Origin of the sequence: Pseudomonas sp. p21, from assembly GCF_001642705.1 — a bacterium.
Taxonomy (GTDB): Bacteria; Pseudomonadota; Gammaproteobacteria; order Pseudomonadales; family Pseudomonadaceae; genus Aquipseudomonas.
Window position 1 is genome coordinate 626,346 of sequence record NZ_LWBV01000003.1, and the last position, 19,868, is coordinate 646,213.

Genomic DNA, 19,868 nt, shown 5'->3' on the forward strand with positions numbered 1-19,868 from the left:
CCCGCGCGGCGCTTCGCAGCACAAGGCTGCTCCTACATCTGTTTCGGGCCAGTCACGCCTGCACCATCACACGCGACCGCCTTGTTTGTCCGACGCAATATCGAGGTGAACACCAAGGGGCCGCGCGCCCTCGCCTCAGGAATAACTGGCCCGAAACAGATGTAGGAGCAGCCTTGTGCTGCGAAGCGCCGCGCGGGCGGCGCTCGATTTCCGCCGCACCATCAAACCCAAGGCATACGCCCCGAACCCACCCGAAATATCAGCCTTTTTCGGCAGGCGCCGAGCTCAGCTCGAACGGGCTGCTGCTGCGCCGCTGGTTGCGGTCTTCGCGCGGCGTTGCGCCAAAGAAGTTGCGGTAGGCACTGGAAAAATGCGGCCCCGACGAGAAGCCGCAGGACAGCCCGATCTGGATGATCGACTTGCTGGTCTGCATCAGCATCTGGCGCGCCTTGTTCAGCCGCAGCTCCAGGTAATACTGGCTCGGCACGCGGTTCAGGTACTGCTTGAAGATGCGCTCCAGCTGCCGGCGCGACACACACACATGCTGGGCAATTTCGTCGGTGGTCAGCGGCTCTTCGATGTTGGCCTCCATCAGCAGCACCGCCTGGGTCAGCTTGGGATGGCTCGAGCCCAGGCGGTTCTGCAGCGGAATGCGCTGGCGCTCGCCACCCTCGCGGATGCGTTCGACCACCAGCTCCTCCGACACCGCCCCGGCCAGCTCCGCCCCATGGTCACGGGCCAGCACCGCCAGCAGCAGGTCGGTCACGGCCATGCCGCCACAGGCAGTCAGGCGATCACGGTCCCAGTCGAACAGGTGGCTGGTGGCGATGACCTTGGGGAAGCGCTCGGCAAAATCATCCTGCCAACGCCAGTGCACCGCAGCGCGGTAACCGTCGAGCATGCCCAGCATCGCCAGGGGGTAAACCCCGGCCGACAGGCCGCCGATCATGCAGCCACTGCGCGCCAGCTGCTTGAGCGCCGCCGACAACGCTGCCCCCACCGCCGACGGCTGCTCGTCGGCCACCAGAAACAGCTTGTGACACCCATCCAGGCGACCATTCCACGCCTCGCCCGGCAGACGCCAGCTGCCCTCCTGCGCCGGCTCCGCCTGCAAGAAGACCAGTTCGTAGGCCACTTCCGGGTGCACCCGCTGCGCCACCAGCAACACTTCCTCGGCCAGCGCCAGGGTCAGGGGCCTGGTGCTGGGCCAGATGAGAAAACCGATTCGCTGGGTGGTCATAGGGTGCGGTCCGAAACCTGAGGTCGTTCGAGTCTGTGCGCCGGGTCAGGCTGCGCTCGCCGCGCAGCATGCCCTATTCTGGTGCAAAAATGCAGTTTTTACTTCAGGCTGCCGGAGAGGAACTGCTTCAGGCGCTCCGACTGCGGGTTGGCCAGCACTTCGCGCGGGCAACCGGTTTCTTCCACCAGGCCCTTGTGCAGGAACACCAGCTGGTTGGACACCTCGCGGGCAAAGCCCATTTCGTGGGTCACCACCACCATGGTGCGGCCTTCCTGGGCCAGCGCCTGCATCACCTTGAGCACATCGCCCACCAGCTCCGGGTCCAGCGCCGAGGTCGGCTCGTCGAACAGCATGACCTCCGGCTCCATGGCCAGCGCCCGGGCAATGGCCACCCGTTGCTGCTCACCGCCGGACATATGCCCAGGGAAGGCGTCCTTGCGGTGCGCGACACCAACCTTGGCCAGGTAGTGCTCGGCCTTTTCCAGGGCCTCCTTGCGGTTCACGCCCAGCACATGGACCGGCGCTTCGATGATGTTTTCCAGCGCAGTCATGTGCGACCACAGGTTGAAGTGCTGGAAAACCATCGACAGGCGCGAGCGCATGCGCTGCAGCTGACGCGGGTCGGCAGCCTTGAGCGCGCCGTCCTTGCCCGGCACCAGCTTCAACTCTTCATTGTTGAGCAGGATCTTGCCGGCGTGCGGCTGCTCCAGCAGGTTGATGCAGCGCAGGAAGGTCGACTTGCCCGAACCGCTGGAGCCGATGATGCTGATGACATCGCCTGCCTTGGCCGACAGGGACACGCCCTTGAGCACTTCATGGCTGCCGTAGCGCTTGTGCAGGTCTTGGACTTCGAGTTTGTACATGCTGTCGATTCTCACAAAGCGGTCAGTGCTTGCGCGGCGCCAGGTAGCCGAGCCAGCGGCGTTCGGCCATCTTGAACAGGCGCACCAGGATGAAGGTCAGGCACAGGTAGAACACGCCCGCCGTGATGTAGGCCTCGAAAGGCAGGTAGTACTGGGCATTGACCGTGCGCGCAGCGCCAGTGATGTCGATCAGGGTGACGATCGACGCCAGGCTGGTGGTCTGCAGCATCATGATCACTTCGTTGCTGTACTGCGGCAGCGCCCGGCGCAGGGCCGACGGCAGCAGGATGCGCCGGTACATCTTCATGCGCGACATGCCCATGGCCTTGGCCGCCTCGATTTCGCCATGGGGCGTGGCCTTGAGGCTGCCGGCGATGATTTCGGCGGTGTAGGCGCTGGTGTTGATGCCGAATGCCAGGCAGGCGCAGAAGGTAGCGCTGGACAGCAGCGGCCAGAGGAAGCTTTCGCGCACTGCCTCGAACTGCGCCAGACCGTAGTAGATCAGGAACAGCTGCACCAGCATTGGCGTGCCGCGGATCACGTAGGTGTACAGCCACGCCACGAAATTGACCGCTGGCTGCCTGGACACCCGCATCAGGCCCAGCGGAATGGCCGCCAGCAGGCCGAAGAACAGCGAAATCGCCAGCAGCTTGAGGGTGGTCAGCAGGCCGCCGAAGTACATCGGCAATGCCTCCCAGACGACGTTGTAGTCGAAGATCATAGTTCAGCCACCTTGACGCCCACCGAGTAGCGGCGCTCGAGATACTTCAGGGCCAGCAGCGAGATGCTGGTCAGCACCAGGTACAGAGCCGCCACCGCCAGGAAGAAGGTGAAAGGCTCGCGGGTGGCGTCAGCCGCCTGCTTGGCCTTGAACATCATGTCCTGCAGGCCCACCACCGAGATCAGCGCGGTGGCCTTGGTCAGCACCAGCCAGTTGTTGGTGAAGCCCGGGATCGCCAGGCGAATCATTTGCGGCACCTGGATGCGGAAGAACACCTGGCGGTTGCTCATGCCGTACGCCACGCCCGCTTCGGCCTGGCCTTTCGGAATACCGAGGAACGCACCGCGGAAGGTTTCCGACAGGTAGGCGCCAAAAATGAAGCCCAGGGTACCGATACCCGCGATCAGCGGGTTCAGGTCGATGTAGTCTTCATAGCCGAGCAGCGGCGCCACCCGGTTGATGATGTCCTGACCGCCGTAGAAGATCAGCAGGATCAGGACCAGGTCCGGAATGCCACGAATCACCGTGGAATACAGATCGCCCAGCCAGGCCAGCCAGCGCACCGGCGACAAGCGCAGCGCCACACCGATCAGGCCGAGCACGATGGCCAGGGCCATCGACGACAGGGCGAGCTGAAGCGTCAGCCACGCCCCGTCGAGGATGACTGCCCCGTAGCCTTTCAACATGATGAGGTCCTCGACCTAGAGAATGAAAAATGGTGCAAACCTCAGAGCCTCTGCTGTTTGCACCATTGCACAGGTGAAACCCGACGTCTTAATTCGAGTCTGGACCGTAGATATCGAAGTTGAAGTACTTTTTCTCGATTTCTTTGTACTTGCCGTTGGCACGGATGGCATCGATGGCCGCGTTGATGCGATCAACGTTGGCCTTGTCACCCTTGCGCACGGCAATGCCGATACCGTCACCGAAGTACTTGGCGTCGGTGAAGGACGGGCCTACGAAGGCGAAGCCCTTGCCGGCGTCGGTCTTGAGGAAACCGTCTTCCAGCAGGGTGGCGTCAGCCACGGTGCCGTCCAGGCGGCCAGCAGCCACGTCCAGGTAGATTTCGTTCTGGGTGCCGTAAGGAACCACGGTGGCACCTTTGGCGCCCAGCACTTCCTTGGCGAAGCGGTCATGGATCGAGCCGCGCTGCACACCAATCTTCTTGCCCTTGAGTTCATCCAGGCTGTCGCTGACGGCAGTGCCTTCCTTCATCACCAGGCGCGCCGGGGTGAGGTAGTAGCGCTTGGTGAAGTCGACCGATTTCTTGCGGTCGTCGGTGATCGACATGGACGACAGGATGGCGTCGATCTTGCGCACTTTCAGCGCCGGGATCAGGCCGTCGAACTCCTGCTCCACCCAGGTACACTTGGCTTTCATCTCTTCGCACAGAGCGTTGCCGATGTCGTAGTCAAAACCGGCGATGCTGCCGTCTGGCTGCTTGAAGGCAAAGGGTGGGTAGGCGGCTTCGATGCCGATTTTCAGCGGTTTTTCATCGGCCTGCGACACCAGGGAAAACACGGACAGCGCCAGGGCGCCAAGCAGTGCGAGCTTCTTCATCAGGTAACTCCATCGGTACGGGGCAATACAAGGCAGGTAACGGCTGCCCGATATGCGAATGGGTACAACGCGAGCCGCGCAGGGTTCGACCAAGGCCGCAGACCACGAGCGAGTGAGTGGCATTTTAACGACAGCCCGGTAGTCGATATTTCTTCAAAGCGACAACTACTTACAGAAGCGCCTGAAACCGCAGCGGGCAATGTTGACAGCCATTGCAAAATATGCAAAAGCGCAAGAAATAGAACCTATAGACCTAGCAATTCCCGGGCCTATTATTGGCAAAGCCTTGTAGTACGGCAAGTGTAGCGTGCTGTGTTGCAAAAAATGGCTGCGGGAACGCACCGAAACGGGCCGGAATTGTTTCCTGGCGCCCCGATAGTGTGCGGGGCCGGTGACAGAACAGTTACCGATGAATGTCGGGTAACAGTAAAGCAAAAAACCCCGCCGGTTGCCCGGACGGGGTTCTTATTGGCTGATCTCACAGGTACAGCACACGCCTTACCCTGTGGGAGCGGCTTCAGCCGCGAACACCGGCAACGCCGGTGCCATCTACCGCGCTGGGTTCTTCGCGGCTAAAGCCGCTCCCACAGGGATCGCACAAAGCCTTCAGCGTGCGCCCTGCTTCGCTATCAGGCCGAAGCCAGGCTCATGGCCTTGTGGGTATCGATCAGGTGCTGCACCACACCCGGGTCGGCCAGGGTCGAGATATCGCCCAGGGCATCGTACTCACCCGTGGCAATCTTGCGCAGGATACGGCGCATGATCTTGCCCGAACGGGTCTTCGGCAGCCCCGGCGCCCACTGGATCACGTCCGGCGAGGCGATCGGGCCGATTTCCTTGCGCACCCAGTTCTTCAGCTCCAGGCGCAGCTGCTCGCTGGCCTCGATACCGGCATTGAGGGTGACATACACATAGATGCCCTGCCCCTTGATGTCGTGCGGCACACCCACCACCGCCGCCTCGGCCACTTTCGCATGCGCCACCATGGCGCTTTCGATCTCGGCAGTACCCATGCGGTGACCGGACACGTTCAGCACGTCATCCACGCGGCCGGTGATCCAGTAGTAGCCATCCTCGTCACGGCGCGCACCGTCGCCGGTGAAGTACATGCCACGGAAGGTCTTGAAGTAGGTATCGACGAAACGGTCGTGGTCGCCGTATAGCGAACGCGACTGGCCCGGCCAGGAATCGAGGATCACCAGGTTGCCTTCGGCAGCGCCCTCGATCAGGTTGCCCAGGTTGTCCACCAGCGCCGGCACCACGCCGAAGAACGGACGGGTTGCCGAACCCGGCTTGAGGCCGGTAGCGCCCGGCAGCGGGCTGATCAGGATGCCGCCGGTCTCGGTCTGCCACCAGGTGTCGACGATCGGGCAACGCTCCTTGCCCACGGTCTTGTAGTACCAGTTCCAGGCTTCGGGGTTGATCGGCTCACCCACCGAACCAAGCAGACGCAGGCTGGAGCCATCGGCACCGGCAACCGCGGCCTCGCCTTCGGCCATCATCGCGCGGATGGCGGTTGGCGCGGTGTACAGGATGTTGACCTTGTGCTTGTCGACGATCTTCGACACACGGGTGATGTCCGGGTAGTTCGGCACACCCTCGAACAGCAGGGTGGTGGCGCCGTTGGCCAGCGGGCCGTAGACGATGTAGCTGTGGCCGGTGACCCAACCCACGTCAGCGGTGCACCAGTACACCTCGCCCGGGCGATAGTCGAACACGCGCTCATGGGTCAGCGCGGCATATACCAGATAGCCACCGGTGGTGTGCAGCACGCCCTTCGGCTTGCCAGTGGAACCGGAGGTATAAAGGATGAACAGCGCTTCCTCGGCACCCATCTCTTTCGGCGCGCAGTGGCTGGAGGCCACTTTCATCAGGTCTTCGTACCAGATGTCGCGGTGCTGGTGCCAGGCAATGTCGCCACCGGTGCGCTTGCACACGATGATTTTCTGCACGCTGTTGGTTTCAGGGTTGGTCAGCGCCAGGTCGACGTTGGCCTTGAGCGGGGTACGTCGGCCGCCGCGCACGCCTTCGTCGGCGGTGATCACGATCTTGGACTTGCAGTCGATGATACGGCCGGCCAGCGCCTCGGGCGAGAAGCCGCCGAACACCACCGAATGGATCGCACCGATACGGGCACAGGCCAGCATGGCGACCACGGCCTCGGGGATCATCGGCATATAAATGGTGACCACGTCACCCCGGTGCACATCCTGGCCACGCAGGGCGTTGGCGAACTTGCAGACCTGCTCGTGCAGTTCGCGGTAGGTGATGTTGCGGTGCTCGGAAGGGTCGTCGCCTTCCCAGATGATGGCCAGCTGGTCGCCGCGCTCTTCGAGGTGGCGGTCCAGGCAGTTGGAGGAAACGTTCAGAGTGCCGTCGGCGAACCATTTGATATCGACATGATGGTCATCGAAGGAGGTCTGCTTGACCTTGGTGAACGGCTTGATCCAGTCGATGCGCTGGGCCTGCTCGCGCCAGAAGCCGTCCGGGTTGATCACCGATTTCTGGTACATGGCCTTGTAGGTGGCCTCGTCGGTCAGGGTGGTGGCCGCAACCTCGGGACGAACGGGATACAGTGGAGCCGCACTCATCTGTGTTACCTCGGTGTAATAGTTGTTTTTGTATGGAACCGTTTGTAACTGTACCAGAGCGACAAAAGCCATTCGACGTTGGTAGTAATTTGGTACGCCCGTTCTGACAGAGCGCTCTGGCACGCACCTTACAGCCCTGGTGAGGAAAAAGTGGGGCCGTTTGCCCGAGGATTGTTACAGATTCTGTCAAAACACTTTATCAAAAGAGCCACTGTTTCGGCCTTGGCCCCAGCCATAAAATTCACCTCGCCAGCAACGGCAAGGCGATTAACAACTGGTAACAGCCCCCACGAAGGCAACGTTAATCCCCATCCAAACCCGATAGTTAAAACTAGCAATACTCGCGGCGCCATAAGCGCCGCGTGCCCCCTCACGACCTTAGACAGGTAAATAGAAAATGAAAGCTTTACTGGTATTGGTACTTGGCAGTCTTTGCGGCGCGGCGATGGCCGGCGAAGCCAAAGATGCCGAGCAGATTCCGGTTGAACAGTACAGTTACTCGCAGCACCTGGACATTGCCCGCGTCATTTCCATGAGCGAAGTGCCCAATGTGTGCGAAGTCGTGCCAGCCCGCATGACCTACGAGGACTCCAAGGGCCAGAAGCACATTCTCGAATACCGCGTGATGGGGAACGGCTGCTCCAACGGCTAATCCTTGAGATTGGGGCCCCTCCGGGGCCCTTCGCGGGCTTGCCCGCGAAGAATATTGCACCTGATTAACAGGTTATTGACCAACCGCTTATTAATCTACCGACTTGCCCAACGAATAATCTCTCAACTTGTTGGCAATCGTGGTATGCGAAACACCCAGTCTTTTGCCTAAAGCCCGGCTACTGGGAAACTCCCCCATCAAACTTTCCAGCACCGCTTTTTCAAAGCGCCCGACAATCTGCGAAAGATCCCCATCCAGCGAAAACTCACCCAGCGGTTGGCGTACGCCATAATCCGGCAAACGTATATGTTCACTTTTAACCACACCGCCTTCGCATAACGAAACTGCCTGGAACAACACGTTTTCCAACTGCCTGACATTACCCGGCCAATGGTACTGGCTGAGTTTGTCCATCGCTGCCGGCGCCAGGCGCGGCATGGCGCAGCCGATCTGCCGGCTGGCCTGGTCAAGGAAGTGCTGCACCAGCCCCTCCAGGCCATCCATACATTCGCGCAAGGGTGGAATGTGCAGCGACAGCACATTGAGCCGGTGATACAGGTCCTGGCGAAACTCGCCACGGGCACACAATTCGGACAAATCCACCTGGGTCGCGCAGATCACCCGCACATCCAGGTACACCTCTTCATCGCTGCCTACGCGGCGGAAGCAACCATCCTGCAGAAAACGCAGCAGCTTCACCTGCAGGCGCGGGCTCATCTCCCCTACCCCGTCAAGGAACAGCGTGCCACCGGCGGTCAGTTCCAGCAGCCCCAGCTTGCCCTCGGCACGCGCGCCTTCGAACGCCCCCGGGCCGTAACCGAACAGCTCGGTTTCGGCCATCGACTCGGGCAACCCGGCGCAGTTGAGCGCCATCAGCGGCGACTGGCCGCGCGGGCTGGCCAAGTGGCAGGCACGCGCCAGCAACTCCTTGCCGGTGCCGGTCTCACCCTCGATCAGCAATGGCGCATCCAGCGGCGCCATGCGCCGCGCCTCGCGCACCACCGCCGCCATCACCCGCGAGCTCTGGAAGATACTGTCAAAACCGCGCAGCTCCTGCTTGCGCACGTTATAGATGCGCTCACCGATACGGTCGGCGCGGTGCAGGGTCAACACTGCACCGGCCAGTGCCTCGCTGTCGTCGTGCTCGGACTGCAGCGGCGCGATATCGGCCAGGAACACATCACCCTTGACCTTGATGCGCAGGCCGTTGATGCGCGACTTGTTGGCCCGCACCAGTTCTGGCAGGTCGAAGTCCTCCACATAACGCGCCAGCGGCATGCCTGGCACCTCGTCCACTCGCACCCCCAGCAGCTGCGCAGCGGCACGGTTGGCGGCGACGATGCTGCCACCCATGTCGATCGACAGCACCGGAAAGTCCAGCGCCCCCAGCAGCGCATTCAGCTCCATGTGCCGACGTTCGCTGGGCATCAGCCCCACACGCTTGACGCCGAACACTCCGGCGATGGCCTCGAACTTCGGCCGCAGCGCCTGGAACTGCAAATTGATCAGGTTCGGGCAATGCAGGTAGATGGCGTTGCCATGGTCACCACCCACCTCGCCGCGCAGCACGTTGATGCCGTATTCCACCAGCAGGTTGAGGATGTCGCGCAGGATGCCAATGCGGTTCTGGCAATGCACTTTGATACGCATGAGGGCTCTCGAAGCGCCAATGTTTTTCAACATCGCGCGGAAAAGTCGTAAAGATAAGCTGACAAAAACAGCCGAAGCATCAGCCAGATGCCTCGGATTTTCCGACACCTGCGCCTTTTTGTAAAATTATCGTTACGAAATCACCGCCAGAAGCCGACCCCGCCAGTGGCCCACCCCCGTGCAAAGCGGCCAGCGAAGGGATATTCCTTAGGCATGTCCTGCACATAACAAGAAAAGCCCTCACCAGGAGAGCCACATGAAACAGACGCAATACGTGGCACGCGAGCCCGATGCGCATGGTTTTATCGATTACCCGCAGCAAGAGCATGCGGTATGGAACACCCTGATCACCCGTCAGCTGAAAGTGATCGAAGGCCGCGCGTGCCAGGAATACCTGGACGGCATCGACCAGCTCAAGCTGCCCCATGACCGTATTCCGCAACTGGGCGAGATCAACAAGGTGCTGGGCGCCACCACCGGTTGGCAGGTTGCCCGGGTACCGGCACTGATCCCCTTCCAGACCTTCTTCGAACTGCTGGCCAGCAAGCGCTTCCCGGTGGCCACCTTCATCCGCACCCCGGAAGAACTGGACTACCTGCAAGAGCCCGATATCTTCCACGAGATCTTCGGCCACTGCCCGCTGCTGACCAACCCCTGGTTCGCCGAATTCACCCACACCTATGGCAAGCTCGGCCTGGCCGCGACCAAGGAACAACGCGTGTACCTGGCGCGCCTGTACTGGATGACCATCGAGTTCGGCCTGATGGAAACTGCGCAGGGCCGCAAGATCTATGGCGGCGGCATCCTCTCGTCGCCAAAAGAGACCGTCTACAGCCTGTCTGGCGAGCCTGAGCACCAGGCCTTCGACCCGATCGAGGCCATGCGCACACCGTACCGCATCGATATCCTGCAGCCGCTGTATTTCGTACTGCCGAATATGAAGCGCCTGTTCGACCTGGCCCACGAAGACATCATGGGCATGGTTCACAAAGCCATGCAACTGGGCCTGCACGCACCGAAGTTTCCACCCAAGGTCGCTGCCTGAGCGACCTTGCCGATAACAACTCGAACCGGAAAACACCACATGAATGCCTTGAACCAAGCCCATTGCGAAGCCTGCCGCGCCGACGCACCAAAGGTCACCGACGAAGAACTGGCCGAGCTGATTCGCGAAATCCCGGACTGGAACATCGAAGTACGTGACGGCCACATGGAGCTGGAGCGCGTGTTCCTGTTCAAGAACTTCAAGCACGCCCTGGCGTTCACCAATGCCGTGGGCGAGATCGCCGAGGCCGAAGGCCATCACCCGGGCCTGCTGACCGAGTGGGGCAAGGTCACCGTGACCTGGTGGAGCCACTCGATCAAAGGCCTGCACCGCAATGATTTCATCATGTGCGCGCGCACCGACAAGGTGGCGGAGACGGCTGAAGGCCGCAAGTAAGCACTGAGAAAATGGGGCCCGGTGGCCCCATTTTTTATGGGAAAAATGTCCGCTGTTCGCCCGCAAAACCGACAAACGATCGGCAAAAAAACCAAACTGTCATCCAGACTTGTGTATCCTGCCCCAGCTTTGCGAAGCTTCAAACGCGCCTGGCGCAGACTTTTCACTCACACTTGCGAGGAACGACGAGATGCATGAAATCCCGAATCTTCCCTTCCCAAGCCTGAACCCAGAAGAGCCAACCGTGACCGTTCACGCCGAACCGGCAACTGCCGTCGAGCAGGATGGTGACGATCAATCCAGCGCTGACCAGGAATAACCGCGCATCCCCCGACTGTGTGAAAACGGCTGACCTGCGGGCCACCCCCGTCATCACGTTTTCACACCGTCCAGAATCCACGTAGGCCCTCATGCCCCACTCACCGCGCCCCCTTGCGGTCACCCTGCAAGTCGTCTCCATCGTCCTCTTCACCTTCATCGGCTACCTGAACATCGGCATCCCGCTGGCCGTACTGCCCGGCTATGTGCACAACGATCTGGGCTTCAGTGCCGTGGTCGCGGGCCTGGTAATCAGCGTGCAATACCTTGCCACCCTGCTCAGCCGCCCCACCGCCAGCCGCATCATCGACAACCACGGCAGCAAGAAGGCGGTCATGTATGGCCTGGCCGGCTGCGGCATCAGCGGGGTATTCATGCTGGCCTGCGCCTTCCTCACCCACCTGCCATGGCTGAGCCTGGCCTGCCTGCTGCTAGGACGCCTGGTGCTCGGCAGTGCCGAAAGCCTGGTGGGCTCGGGTGCGATTGGCTGGGGCATTGGCCGGGTGGGCGCTGAAAACACGGCCAAGGTCATCTCCTGGAACGGCATCGCCAGCTATGGCGCACTGGCCATCGGCGCCCCACTGGGCGTGCTGATGGTCAAGGGCCTGGGGCTGTGGAGCATGGGTGTGAGCATCATCCTGCTGTGCGCGCTCGGGTTGCTGCTGGCCTGGCCCAAGCAAGCCGCGCCGATCGTCAGTGGCGTGCGCCTGCCGTTCCTGCGGGTGCTGGGCAAGGTGTTCCCGCACGGCTCGGGGCTGGCCCTGGGCTCGATCGGCTTTGGCACCATCGCCACCTTCATCACCTTGTATTACGCCAGCCACGGCTGGGCCAATGCGGCGCTGACCCTGAGCCTGTTCGGCGCCAGCTTCATCAGTGCACGACTGCTGTTCGGCAACCTGATCAACCGGATTGGCGGGTTCCGGGTGGCGATCGCCTGCCTGTCGGTGGAAACGCTTGGGCTGCTGATGTTGTGGTTGGCGCCCAGCGCCGAAATGGCCTTGGCGGGGGCCGCGCTGAGCGGGTTCGGCTTCTCGCTGGTGTTCCCGGCACTGGGGGTGGAGGCGGTGAACCAGGTGTCGGCGGCCAACCGCGGGGCAGCGGTGGGGGCGTATTCGCTGTTCATCGATTTGTCGCTGGGGGTGACCGGGCCGCTGGTGGGCGCGGTGGCGGCGGGGTTCGGTTTTGCTTCGATGTTTCTGTTTGCCGCGGCGGCAGCGGCTTGTGGGTTGGTGTTGAGTCTGTATCTGTATCGGCAGGCATCATCTTCAAGGCATGCACGGGACTTGTAGGAGCAGCCTTGTGCTGCGAAGAGGCCATTACTGCCGAAGAAAACCTATTGGCTCTACCGGCCTCTTCGCAGCGCAAGGCTGCTCCTACAGGGACGGCGTAAACCAGGAGGGCTGCAAGGCAGCCCCCGAGGCCCTGAAGGTCAGCGCCGGGCGTACTGGAGCACCACTTCCAGCGGGTGGCGCATCTGCCGTTCGGTCATGCGCTTGACCTGGCTACGGCACGAGTAGCCCGTGGCCAGCGGCTCACCGTCCTTGTCCAGCTTGGTCGCCCACGACTGCTCGAAGATGGTCCGCGAGGTGTCCTGGTTGCGCGCCTCGTGCCCATAGGTACCGGACATGCCGCAGCAGCCAGTCGCCTCGGTCACCAGCTTCAGGCCCAGGCGAGCGAACACCTGCTCCCACTGCCTGGTGCTGGCCGGTACGTTGGTCTTCTCGGTGCAATGCGCCATCAGGCGGAAATTACCCGGCGCGGTCGCTGCTTGCTCCGGCAGCACATCCATCAACCACTCCTGCGGCAACAGCACCTGCGGGCAACCGTCCAGACCCGGTACTTTCTGGTACTCCTGGCGATACACCAGGGTCATCGCCGGGTCCAGGCCCACCAGCGGCACGCCGCAGTCGGCCAGGGCCTTGAGCTGGGTGGCGTTGCGGATTGCCGCCTTGGCGAACGCACCGAGGAAGCCCTGCACGTGCAGCGGCTTGCCGTTGGCGCTGTAAGGCGCCAGGAACACCCGGTGGCCCAGGCGGTGCGCCAGGTCGATGAAGGCCGACAACAGCGGCGTCTCGAAGTAACGGGTAAAGGCATCCTGCACCAGTACGATGCTACGCTCGCGCTGGGCCGGGGTCAGTTCACGCAGGGCCGGCACGCTGGCCACGCCGACGCGGCAGCGGGTCAGGGTAGCCTGGAAGTTGAAGCGGCTGATCAGCGGGCTGTCGACCATGCCGACCTTGTCGGCCAGCAGCTTGCTCACCCACTTCGAGCCCATCACCGCGTTGTACAGCCCGGGCGCATGGGCCAGGTACGGGATGGTGAACTCCAGCGAGCCGATCAGGTAGTCACGCAACGGGCGCTGGTAGCGGCCGTGGTACAGCTCGAGGAAGCGCGAGCGGAAGTCCGGCACGTTGACCTTGATCGGGCACTGCCCGGCGCACGACTTGCACGCCAGGCAGCCAGCCATGGCGTCGTACACCTCATGGGAGAAGTCTTCCTGGCCCTGGCTGCGCGCGCGGTTGTTGCGCAGCCGCGCCGGCAGGCCCTTGAGCCAGGACACCTTGTTGCGCGCTGCCGCCAGCACGTCGATGTTCGCCTCGCCCTGCAGGCGCAGCCATTCGCGCATCAGCGAGGCGCGGCCCTTGGGCGAGTGCTGGCGTTCACGGGTGGCCTTCCACGACGGGCACATGGCGTCGTTGGGGTCGTAGTTGTAGCAGGCGCCGTTGCCGTTACAGTGCACGGCGCTGCCGAAGTCCTGCCACACGCGCTCGTCGATGGTACGGTCGAGGTCGCCGCGCAGGGTCACGCCATCGACCGGGGTCAGGCCCTCGGCACTGCCCAACGGGGTGCAGATCTTGCCTGGGTTGAGCTGGTTGTGCGGGTCGAAAGCGCCCTTCAGGCGCTGCAGCGCCGGGTACAGCTCGCCGAAGTACTCCGGCACGTATTCCGAGCGCAGGCCCTTGCCGTGCTCGCCCCACAGCAAGCCTCCGTAGCTTTTGGTCAGTGCCGCCACGGCGTCGGAAATCGGCTTGACCAGTGCGGCCTGGGCAGGGTCCTTCATGTCCAGCGCCGGGCGCACGTGCAGCACGCCGGCATCGACGTGGCCGAACATGCCGTAGGCCAGGCCGTAGCCATCCAGCAGCGCACGGAAGTCGGCAATGTAGTCGGCCAGTTGCTCCGGCGGTACCGCGGTGTCTTCCACGAACGGTTGCGGGCGTACTTCGCCCTCGACGTTGCCCAGCAGGCCCACCGAACGTTTCCGCATGGTATAGACGCGGGTCACCGCCTCGGCCCCCTCGGCCAGGGTGTGGCCCAGGCGCTCGACGCTGGTATCGCTTTGCAGGTGCTGGATGAACGCCTGCACCTTGGCATTGACCTCGGCCGGCTCGTCGCCGCAGAACTCCACCAGGTTGATGCCCAGGGTCGGGCGCTCGGGGTCGGCCGGGAAATATTCGGCGACGCTGTGCCATACGATGTCCTTCATCGCCAGCATCAGCACCTTGGAGTCGACAGTCTCGATCGACAGCGGCTTGTGCGCCATCAACGCGTTGGCGTCACGCAGGGCATCCATGAAGCTGGTGTAGCGCACGTTGACCAGCACGGCGTATTTGGGGATCGGCAGCACATTGAGCTTGGCTTCGACCACATAGCCCAGCGAGCCCTCGGCACCGCACAGCACGCTGTTGAGGTTGAAGCGACCCTGCTCGTCGCGCAGGTGCGCCAGGTCGTAGCCGGTCAGGCAACGGTTGAGCTTGGGGAAGGTGGTTTCGATGAGATCCGCCTGGGTTTCCTGGATCTGGCGCGCCATGCGGTACACCTCGCCGACCCGGCCGGGCGCGGCACAGGCCTGCTCCAGCGCGGCATCGTCGATCGGCAGGCTATGCAGGCGCTCGCCACCGAGCAGCACGCTGTGCAGCTCCAGTACGTGGTCACGGGTCTTGCCATAGGTGCAGCTGCCCTGGCCGCTGGCATCGGTGTTGATCATGCCGCCGACAGTGGCGCGGTTGGAGGTGGACAACTCGGGGGCGAAGAACAGCCCGTGCGGCTTGAGCGCGGCGTTGAGTTGGTCCTTGACCGTACCGGCCTGCACCCGTACCCAGCGTTCCTCGACGTTGATTTCGAGGATCTTGTTCATGTGCCGCGACAGGTCGACGACGATACCGTCGGTCAGCGACTGGCCGTTGGTGCCGGTGCCACCGCCGCGCGGGGTCAGCTTGACCTGCTGGAAGCGCGCCTCGGCCATCAGCGTGGCGACCCGCGCCACATCGTCGGCGTCCAGCGGGAACACCGCCGCCTGCGGCAAGCGCTGGTAGATCGAGTTGTCGGTGGCCAGCACCGTGCGGGTGCCGTAGTCGGCACTGATCTGGCCACGGAAGCCGCTGTTGCGCAGGGCTTCGAGGAATTCGGGGTAATTGGCGCCAGGGGCAACGGTCGGCAGCTGGGCGATCATCGAAGGATGGCCTCTTGATATTGGCTAATTCACGGGATTCCTGTCGTTCCGGCATGGGTGATGGCATGCGGGGATGACGTATAGGCCAATGTTCCTGTAGTTTCGCTTCAGGGGCAAACGGATAATCCTGCCGCTATCAATGACTTTTATGAATGAATTACCGCCACCTGACCCCGTCCATGTCGCTGCTACTGGCTTTCGAGGCCGCCGCCCGGCATGAAAGCTACACCCGCGCCGCCGCCGAGCTGTCGCTGACCCAGAGCGCGGTCAGCCGCCAGGTGCAGGCACTGGAGCAGCAGCTGGGCCTGACCCTGTTCCGCCGCGAAGGGCGCCAGGTGCAGCTGACCGATGTCGGTCGACTGTACCAGCGCGAGCTCAGCGAGGCACTGGGGCGCATCCGCAGCGCCACCCTGCAGGCACTGGCCTACCAGTCGGGGGTGGGCACCTTGCGCCTGGCCACCCTGCCCACCTTCGGCTCGAAATGGCTGCTGCCGCGGCTGCATGCGTTCTACAGCGCCCACCCGGGCATGCTGGTGCACATTCATTCACGTATCGAAGCCATCAACTTCGACACCAGCGAAATCGACGCCGCCATCGGCGTGGCCAGCCACGACCTGCCGGGGCTGATCTGCCACCGCCTGCATGCCGAGGAACTGGTGGTGATATTGCCGCCGGAGGCTGGCATGGACAGCCAGGGCTGGAGCCCGGTACGCATCAGTGAAGAGGTGCTGCTGAATGTGGCCAACAACCCGCATGCCTGGGGCGAGTGGTTCTCGCACCATGGCCTGGCGCACCGGGCAATGCGCCTGGGGCCGAGCTTCGAGCTGACCTCGCACCTGATCCAGGCAGTTCGGGCCGGGATTGGCATCGGCCTGGTGCCGCGCATACTGGTGGAGGAGGAACTGGCCAAGGGTGAGCTGTACAGCCCCGGGGGGGCATTTGCCAGCCAGCGCAGTTATTACCTGATCTACCCGCCGAGGAATGAGGCGTTGCCGTCGCTGCGGGCGTTTCGTAGCTGGTTGCTCGAACAGATCTGAAGTCTGGGCTGCCTGTACCGACCCTTTCGCGGGCACGCCCGCTCCCACACAGGTGTAGCGCTGCCCTCGGCTCAGGTGATATCCCTGTGGGAGCGGGCTCGCCCGCGAAAGGGCCGGCACAAGCAACAAAAAACCCGAAGCCAGTCACCTGGCATCGGGTTTTTCTACCACCTGTAGCGCCTTATCGGGCCACGCTACCAGCAGCCCCAACAGCCTGCGCCTTGCGACGCGGCTTGATCATGTAGGCCACGAACATGGCGAACAGCCACACCGGGATTGCATACACGGAAACCTGGATACCCGGGATCATCAGCATGATGCCCAGGATCAGCACCACGAACGCCAGGCAGATGTAGTTGCCATAGGGGTACCACAGCGCCTTGAACAGCGGCTTCTGGCCGGTGCGGTCCAGGTGCTGGCGGAACTTCAGGTGCGAGTAGCTGATCATCGCCCAGTTGATCACCAGGGTGGCCACCACCAGCGACATCAGCAGTTCCAGCGCGTTCGACGGCATCAGGTAGTTGAGCAGCACCGCGATCAGGGTCACGGCTGCCGACACCAGAATCGAGCGCACTGGTACACCGCGGCTGTCGACCTTGGCCAGCGCCGCCGGGGCGTCGCCTTGTTCGGCCATGCCCAGCAGCATGCGGGCGTTGCAGTAGGTGCCGCTGTTGTACACCGACAGTGCCGCAGTCAGGACCACGAAGTTCAACAGGTGGGCGGCCACGTCACTGCCCAGCAGCGAGAACACCTGCACGAACGGGCTGCTGCCATAGCTGCCACCGGACGCATCGATGCTGGCGACCAGGTTGTCCCACGGGGTCAGCGACAGCAGCACCACCAGGGCACCGACATAGAAGATCAGGATACGGTAGATGACCTGGTTGATCGCCTTGGGGATCACGGTCTTCGGCTTGTCGGCCTCGGCGGCGGTGAAACCGAGCATTTCCAGGCCACCGAAGGAGAACATGATGAAGGCCAGGGCCATCACCAGCCCGCTGACACCGTTGGGGAAGAAGCCGCCATGCGACCACAGGTTGGCCACGGTGGCTTCAGGGCCGCCGCTGCCGCTGGTCAGCAGGTAGGCACCCAGGCCGATCATGCTGACGATGGCCACCACCTTGATGATGGCAAACCAGAACTCGGCCTCACCGAAGAACTTCACGTTCATCAGGTTGATGGCGTTGATCAGCACGAAGAACGCTGCCGCCGTGACCCAGGTAGGGATCTCCGGCCACCAGTAGTGAACATACTTGCCGACCGCCGAAAGCTCCGACATGCCCACCAGGATGTACAGCACCCAGCAGTTCCAGCCTGACAGGAAGCCGGCGAAACCACCCCAGTAGGTGTGGGCGAAATGGCTGAACGAGCCGGCCACCGGCTCTTCGACGATCATTTCGCCGAGCTGGCGCATGATCATGAAGGCGATGAAGCCGCAGATGGCGTAGCCAAGGATCATCGACGGGCCAGCGGATTTCATCACGCCTGCCGAGCCGAGGAACAGGCCGGTACCAATCGCACCACCGAGGGCGATCAACTGGATATGGCGGTTCTTCAGGCCCCGCTTGAGCTCGCCTGAATGCATGTTTTGTCCACTCATGAACGAAGTCACCTGCATTGTTTTTATCTGTGACGGAATCGGACCCACCGCGCTCGTGGCGCAGCGGAATGGGCAAGGTGATTACCTTGGGTTTCTTGACCTCAGGTGCCGCCGGGGCGGGTCAACCAGGCGTGATCAAGAGTGCGCGGTACGCAAAGGAGTCACAGGTAAAACGCGGCGCACTGTATACCCCTGCAAACGCGCAGGCGTCAACGCGTTGCATCGTTTCCTTGGGAAAAAACGCAGCGATCCTGTGGTGTGGGCCTTGAAAGGCGGAGTGATCGGCGTACATGGCGCCTCCATTTGTTGTTTTGTCAGCCTGGCTCTGTGGACAGGCTTTTGCACACGGCAATGGCGGCTATAACACCGTGGGGCGGGGGTTTGGGCAAGGGTAGGCGGGGGCAGGACGGCGGCTTTTGCGCATTGGCGGCGGCAAGGTTTGTTTACACAGCCGGGATTAATCTGAAATCAGGGCTGAATTCGGCCATAAATGTACAAATTTCTTTACAAGGTGGTTCGAGAACTTGCCAGTCGTCCGAAAAATTCTTTTTGTTCAATATCTTGGGGCTGCTTTGCAGCCCCAAAATCTCACAGCCATAAAAAAACCAGCCCGAAGGCTGGTTCTCTTTAAAGCAAAGGCCAATCAGCCACGCGGCTTGCCGCGACCACGGCCTGCCGGCTTGTCGCCTTCAGGCTTGCCCGGACGCTTGCGCATTTCGCTCGGGCGCTCGGCCACGGTGCTGCCACGGCCGGTCTTGCGCGGGGCCTCCTCACGCGGCTGGCGTGCCGGGCGTGCGTCGGCAGCAGCACCTTCATGAGCCGGGCGCAGGCTGCGCACGCGCTCGCCACGGCCCAGCGGGCGACTGGACTTGCGCTGCAGGCGCTCCATCTTGTCCTTGGCCTTGAGCTTCATGGCTGGCAGCGCCACCGGCTGCAGACCCACTTCAGCGGCGAGGATGTCGATTTCGCCCTGGGTCATTTCACGCCAGCGGCCCATCGGCAGGTCGGAGTTGAGGAACACCGGGCCGAAACGCACGCGCTTCAGGCGGCTGACCACCATGCCCTGGGACTCCCACAGGCGACGCACTTCACGGTTACGGCCTTCCATCACCACGCAGTGGTACCAGTGGTTGAAGCCTTCGCCACCGGGAGCTTTCTGGATGTCGGTAAACTTGGCCGGGCCATCTTCCAGCATCACGCCGGCCTTCAGGCGCTCGATCATCTCGTCGTCGACCTCACCACGCACACGTACCGCGTATTCACGGTCCATCTCGTAGGACGGGTGCATCAGGCGGTTGGCCAGTTCACCGTCGGTGGTGAACAGCAGCAAGCCGGTGGTGTTGATGTCGAGGCGGCCGATGTTGATCCAGCGGCCTTCTTTCGGCCGTGGCAGGCGGTCGAACACGGTCGGGCGGCCTTCCGGGTCGTCACGGGTGCAGATTTCGCCATCGGGCTTGTTGTACATGATCACCCGGCGGGTGGCCTCGGCGGCCTCTTCGCGCTTGATCAGCTTGCCATCCACGGCAATGGCGTCGTGCAGGTCGACGCGCTGGCCGAGGGTGGCCTCGACGCCGTTGACCTTGATGCGGCCCTGGCTGATCCAGGCTTCGACGTCACGGCGCGAGCCAACGCCGATGCGCGCCAGCACTTTCTGCAGCTTTTCGCCGGATGGAGGGGTGATTTCGGTATCTTGCAGGTCTTGCTCACTCATCTGGGCACCTCCCGGTGTAGGAATGAAATAAGGG

The 19,868-nt window shown here is 62.5% G+C and carries 16 protein-coding genes; 6 read left to right on the forward strand and 10 right to left on the reverse strand.

Going from position 1 to position 19,868, the window contains the following annotated elements; translation table 11 throughout:
• Nucleotides 1–259: 259 nt before the first annotated feature.
• From argR to acs, 6 genes are all read right to left on the reverse strand, one after another.
• The gene (argR, locus tag A4C63_RS12325; protein ID WP_063912888.1) at nucleotides 260–1,240 is read right to left on the reverse strand and encodes a transcriptional regulator ArgR; all 981 of its coding nucleotides are present in this window, start codon (nucleotides 1,238–1,240) and stop codon (nucleotides 260–262) included.
• A gap of 98 nt (nucleotides 1,241–1,338) precedes the next feature.
• The gene (locus A4C63_RS12330; protein WP_025340127.1) at nucleotides 1,339–2,103 is read right to left on the reverse strand and encodes an ABC transporter ATP-binding protein; all 765 of its coding nucleotides are present in this window, start codon (nucleotides 2,101–2,103) and stop codon (nucleotides 1,339–1,341) included.
• Between the two features lie 22 nt (nucleotides 2,104–2,125).
• On the reverse strand, nucleotides 2,126–2,824 hold the full coding sequence (locus A4C63_RS12335; protein ID WP_063912889.1) for an ABC transporter permease: 699 nt from the start codon (nucleotides 2,822–2,824) through the stop codon (nucleotides 2,126–2,128).
• Nucleotides 2,821–3,510, reverse strand: coding sequence for an ABC transporter permease (locus tag A4C63_RS12340; RefSeq protein ID WP_003260113.1), 690 nt, complete (start codon nucleotides 3,508–3,510; stop codon nucleotides 2,821–2,823). Before A4C63_RS12340 ends, A4C63_RS12335 begins: the two co-directional genes overlap by 4 nt.
• 88 nt (nucleotides 3,511–3,598) lie before the next feature.
• Nucleotides 3,599–4,384, reverse strand: a complete 786-nt coding sequence (locus tag A4C63_RS12345; protein WP_046614631.1) for an ABC transporter substrate-binding protein — start codon at nucleotides 4,382–4,384, stop codon at nucleotides 3,599–3,601.
• A 629-nt stretch (nucleotides 4,385–5,013) separates the two neighbouring features.
• Nucleotides 5,014–6,975, reverse strand: a complete 1,962-nt coding sequence (gene acs, locus A4C63_RS12350; protein ID WP_063912890.1) for an acetate--CoA ligase — start codon at nucleotides 6,973–6,975, stop codon at nucleotides 5,014–5,016.
• Nucleotides 6,976–7,372: 397 nt separating this feature from the next.
• On the opposite strand from acs, the gene A4C63_RS12355 reads away from it, so the two are divergent.
• Nucleotides 7,373–7,627, forward strand: a complete 255-nt coding sequence (locus tag A4C63_RS12355) for a DUF2790 domain-containing protein (RefSeq protein ID WP_003260110.1) — start codon at nucleotides 7,373–7,375, stop codon at nucleotides 7,625–7,627.
• Between the two features lie 90 nt (nucleotides 7,628–7,717).
• Here A4C63_RS12355 and A4C63_RS12360 read toward each other — a convergent pair whose 3' ends face one another.
• Nucleotides 7,718–9,277, reverse strand: a complete 1,560-nt coding sequence (locus A4C63_RS12360; protein ID WP_063912891.1) for a sigma-54-dependent transcriptional regulator — start codon at nucleotides 9,275–9,277, stop codon at nucleotides 7,718–7,720.
• A gap of 256 nt (nucleotides 9,278–9,533) precedes the next feature.
• Between A4C63_RS12360 and phhA the strand changes: the two genes are divergently transcribed.
• The 4 genes from phhA (at nucleotide 9,534) to A4C63_RS12380 (ending at nucleotide 12,325) form a co-directional block, all read left to right on the forward strand.
• Complete coding sequence (gene phhA, locus A4C63_RS12365) at nucleotides 9,534–10,322, forward strand: phenylalanine 4-monooxygenase (RefSeq protein ID WP_003260109.1); 789 nt, start codon at nucleotides 9,534–9,536, stop codon at nucleotides 10,320–10,322.
• A gap of 39 nt (nucleotides 10,323–10,361) precedes the next feature.
• Nucleotides 10,362–10,718 carry a 4a-hydroxytetrahydrobiopterin dehydratase gene (locus A4C63_RS12370; protein ID WP_003254532.1) on the forward strand — a complete coding sequence of 119 codons (357 nt, stop codon included), beginning with the start codon at nucleotides 10,362–10,364 and terminating at the stop codon, nucleotides 10,716–10,718.
• A 190-nt stretch (nucleotides 10,719–10,908) separates the two neighbouring features.
• Nucleotides 10,909–11,037: a hypothetical protein gene (locus tag A4C63_RS26765; protein ID WP_256202935.1), complete on the forward strand. Its 129-nt coding sequence runs from the start codon at nucleotides 10,909–10,911 to the stop codon at nucleotides 11,035–11,037.
• 91 nt (nucleotides 11,038–11,128) lie between these two features.
• Nucleotides 11,129–12,325, forward strand: coding sequence for an MFS transporter (locus A4C63_RS12380; protein ID WP_063912892.1), 1,197 nt, complete (start codon nucleotides 11,129–11,131; stop codon nucleotides 12,323–12,325).
• A 140-nt stretch (nucleotides 12,326–12,465) separates the two neighbouring features.
• Here A4C63_RS12380 and A4C63_RS12385 read toward each other — a convergent pair whose 3' ends face one another.
• Nucleotides 12,466–15,486 carry an FAD-binding and (Fe-S)-binding domain-containing protein gene (locus A4C63_RS12385; protein WP_063912893.1) on the reverse strand — a complete coding sequence of 1,007 codons (3,021 nt, stop codon included), beginning with the start codon at nucleotides 15,484–15,486 and terminating at the stop codon, nucleotides 12,466–12,468.
• Nucleotides 15,487–15,638: 152 nt separating this feature from the next.
• Here A4C63_RS12385 and A4C63_RS12390 point away from each other — a divergent pair, with 152 nt between their 5' ends.
• Nucleotides 15,639–16,523: a LysR substrate-binding domain-containing protein gene (locus tag A4C63_RS12390; RefSeq protein ID WP_063912894.1), complete on the forward strand. Its 885-nt coding sequence runs from the start codon at nucleotides 15,639–15,641 to the stop codon at nucleotides 16,521–16,523.
• A 181-nt stretch (nucleotides 16,524–16,704) separates the two neighbouring features.
• On the opposite strand, the gene A4C63_RS12395 is transcribed toward A4C63_RS12390, so the two are convergent.
• Nucleotides 16,705–18,123 (reverse strand): amino acid permease, encoded by a 1,419-nt coding sequence (locus tag A4C63_RS12395; RefSeq protein ID WP_172827514.1) that lies wholly within the window; start codon nucleotides 18,121–18,123, stop codon nucleotides 16,705–16,707.
• Nucleotides 18,124–18,766: 643 nt separating this feature from the next.
• Nucleotides 18,767–19,834 carry a 23S rRNA pseudouridine(2605) synthase RluB gene (gene rluB, locus A4C63_RS12400; protein WP_063912896.1) on the reverse strand — a complete coding sequence of 356 codons (1,068 nt, stop codon included), beginning with the start codon at nucleotides 19,832–19,834 and terminating at the stop codon, nucleotides 18,767–18,769.
• Nucleotides 19,835–19,868 lie beyond the last annotated feature (34 nt).

Bases quoted from the DNA above. Each gene is read 5' to 3' on its own strand.
- argR (WP_063912888.1), bottom strand. From the start codon at position 1,240: ATGACCACCCAGCGAATCGGTTTTCTCATCTGGCCCAGCACCAGGCCC.
- A4C63_RS12330 (WP_025340127.1), bottom strand. From the start codon at position 2,103: ATGTACAAACTCGAAGTCCAAGACCTGCACAAGCGCTACGGCAGCCAT.
- A4C63_RS12335 (WP_063912889.1), bottom strand. From the start codon at position 2,824: ATGATCTTCGACTACAACGTCGTCTGGGAGGCATTGCCGATGTACTTC.
- A4C63_RS12340 (WP_003260113.1), bottom strand. From the start codon at position 3,510: ATGTTGAAAGGCTACGGGGCAGTCATCCTCGACGGGGCGTGGCTGACG.
- A4C63_RS12345 (WP_046614631.1), bottom strand. From the start codon at position 4,384: ATGAAGAAGCTCGCACTGCTTGGCGCCCTGGCGCTGTCCGTGTTTTCC.
- acs (WP_063912890.1), bottom strand. From the start codon at position 6,975: ATGAGTGCGGCTCCACTGTATCCCGTTCGTCCCGAGGTTGCGGCCACC.
- A4C63_RS12355 (WP_003260110.1), top strand. From the start codon at position 7,373: ATGAAAGCTTTACTGGTATTGGTACTTGGCAGTCTTTGCGGCGCGGCG.
- A4C63_RS12360 (WP_063912891.1), bottom strand. From the start codon at position 9,277: ATGCGTATCAAAGTGCATTGCCAGAACCGCATTGGCATCCTGCGCGAC.
- phhA (WP_003260109.1), top strand. From the start codon at position 9,534: ATGAAACAGACGCAATACGTGGCACGCGAGCCCGATGCGCATGGTTTT.
- A4C63_RS12370 (WP_003254532.1), top strand. From the start codon at position 10,362: ATGAATGCCTTGAACCAAGCCCATTGCGAAGCCTGCCGCGCCGACGCA.
- A4C63_RS26765 (WP_256202935.1), top strand. From the start codon at position 10,909: ATGCATGAAATCCCGAATCTTCCCTTCCCAAGCCTGAACCCAGAAGAG.
- A4C63_RS12380 (WP_063912892.1), top strand. From the start codon at position 11,129: ATGCCCCACTCACCGCGCCCCCTTGCGGTCACCCTGCAAGTCGTCTCC.
- A4C63_RS12385 (WP_063912893.1), bottom strand. From the start codon at position 15,486: ATGATCGCCCAGCTGCCGACCGTTGCCCCTGGCGCCAATTACCCCGAA.
- A4C63_RS12390 (WP_063912894.1), top strand. From the start codon at position 15,639: ATGAATTACCGCCACCTGACCCCGTCCATGTCGCTGCTACTGGCTTTC.
- A4C63_RS12395 (WP_172827514.1), bottom strand. From the start codon at position 18,123: ATGAGTGGACAAAACATGCATTCAGGCGAGCTCAAGCGGGGCCTGAAG.
- rluB (WP_063912896.1), bottom strand. From the start codon at position 19,834: ATGAGTGAGCAAGACCTGCAAGATACCGAAATCACCCCTCCATCCGGC.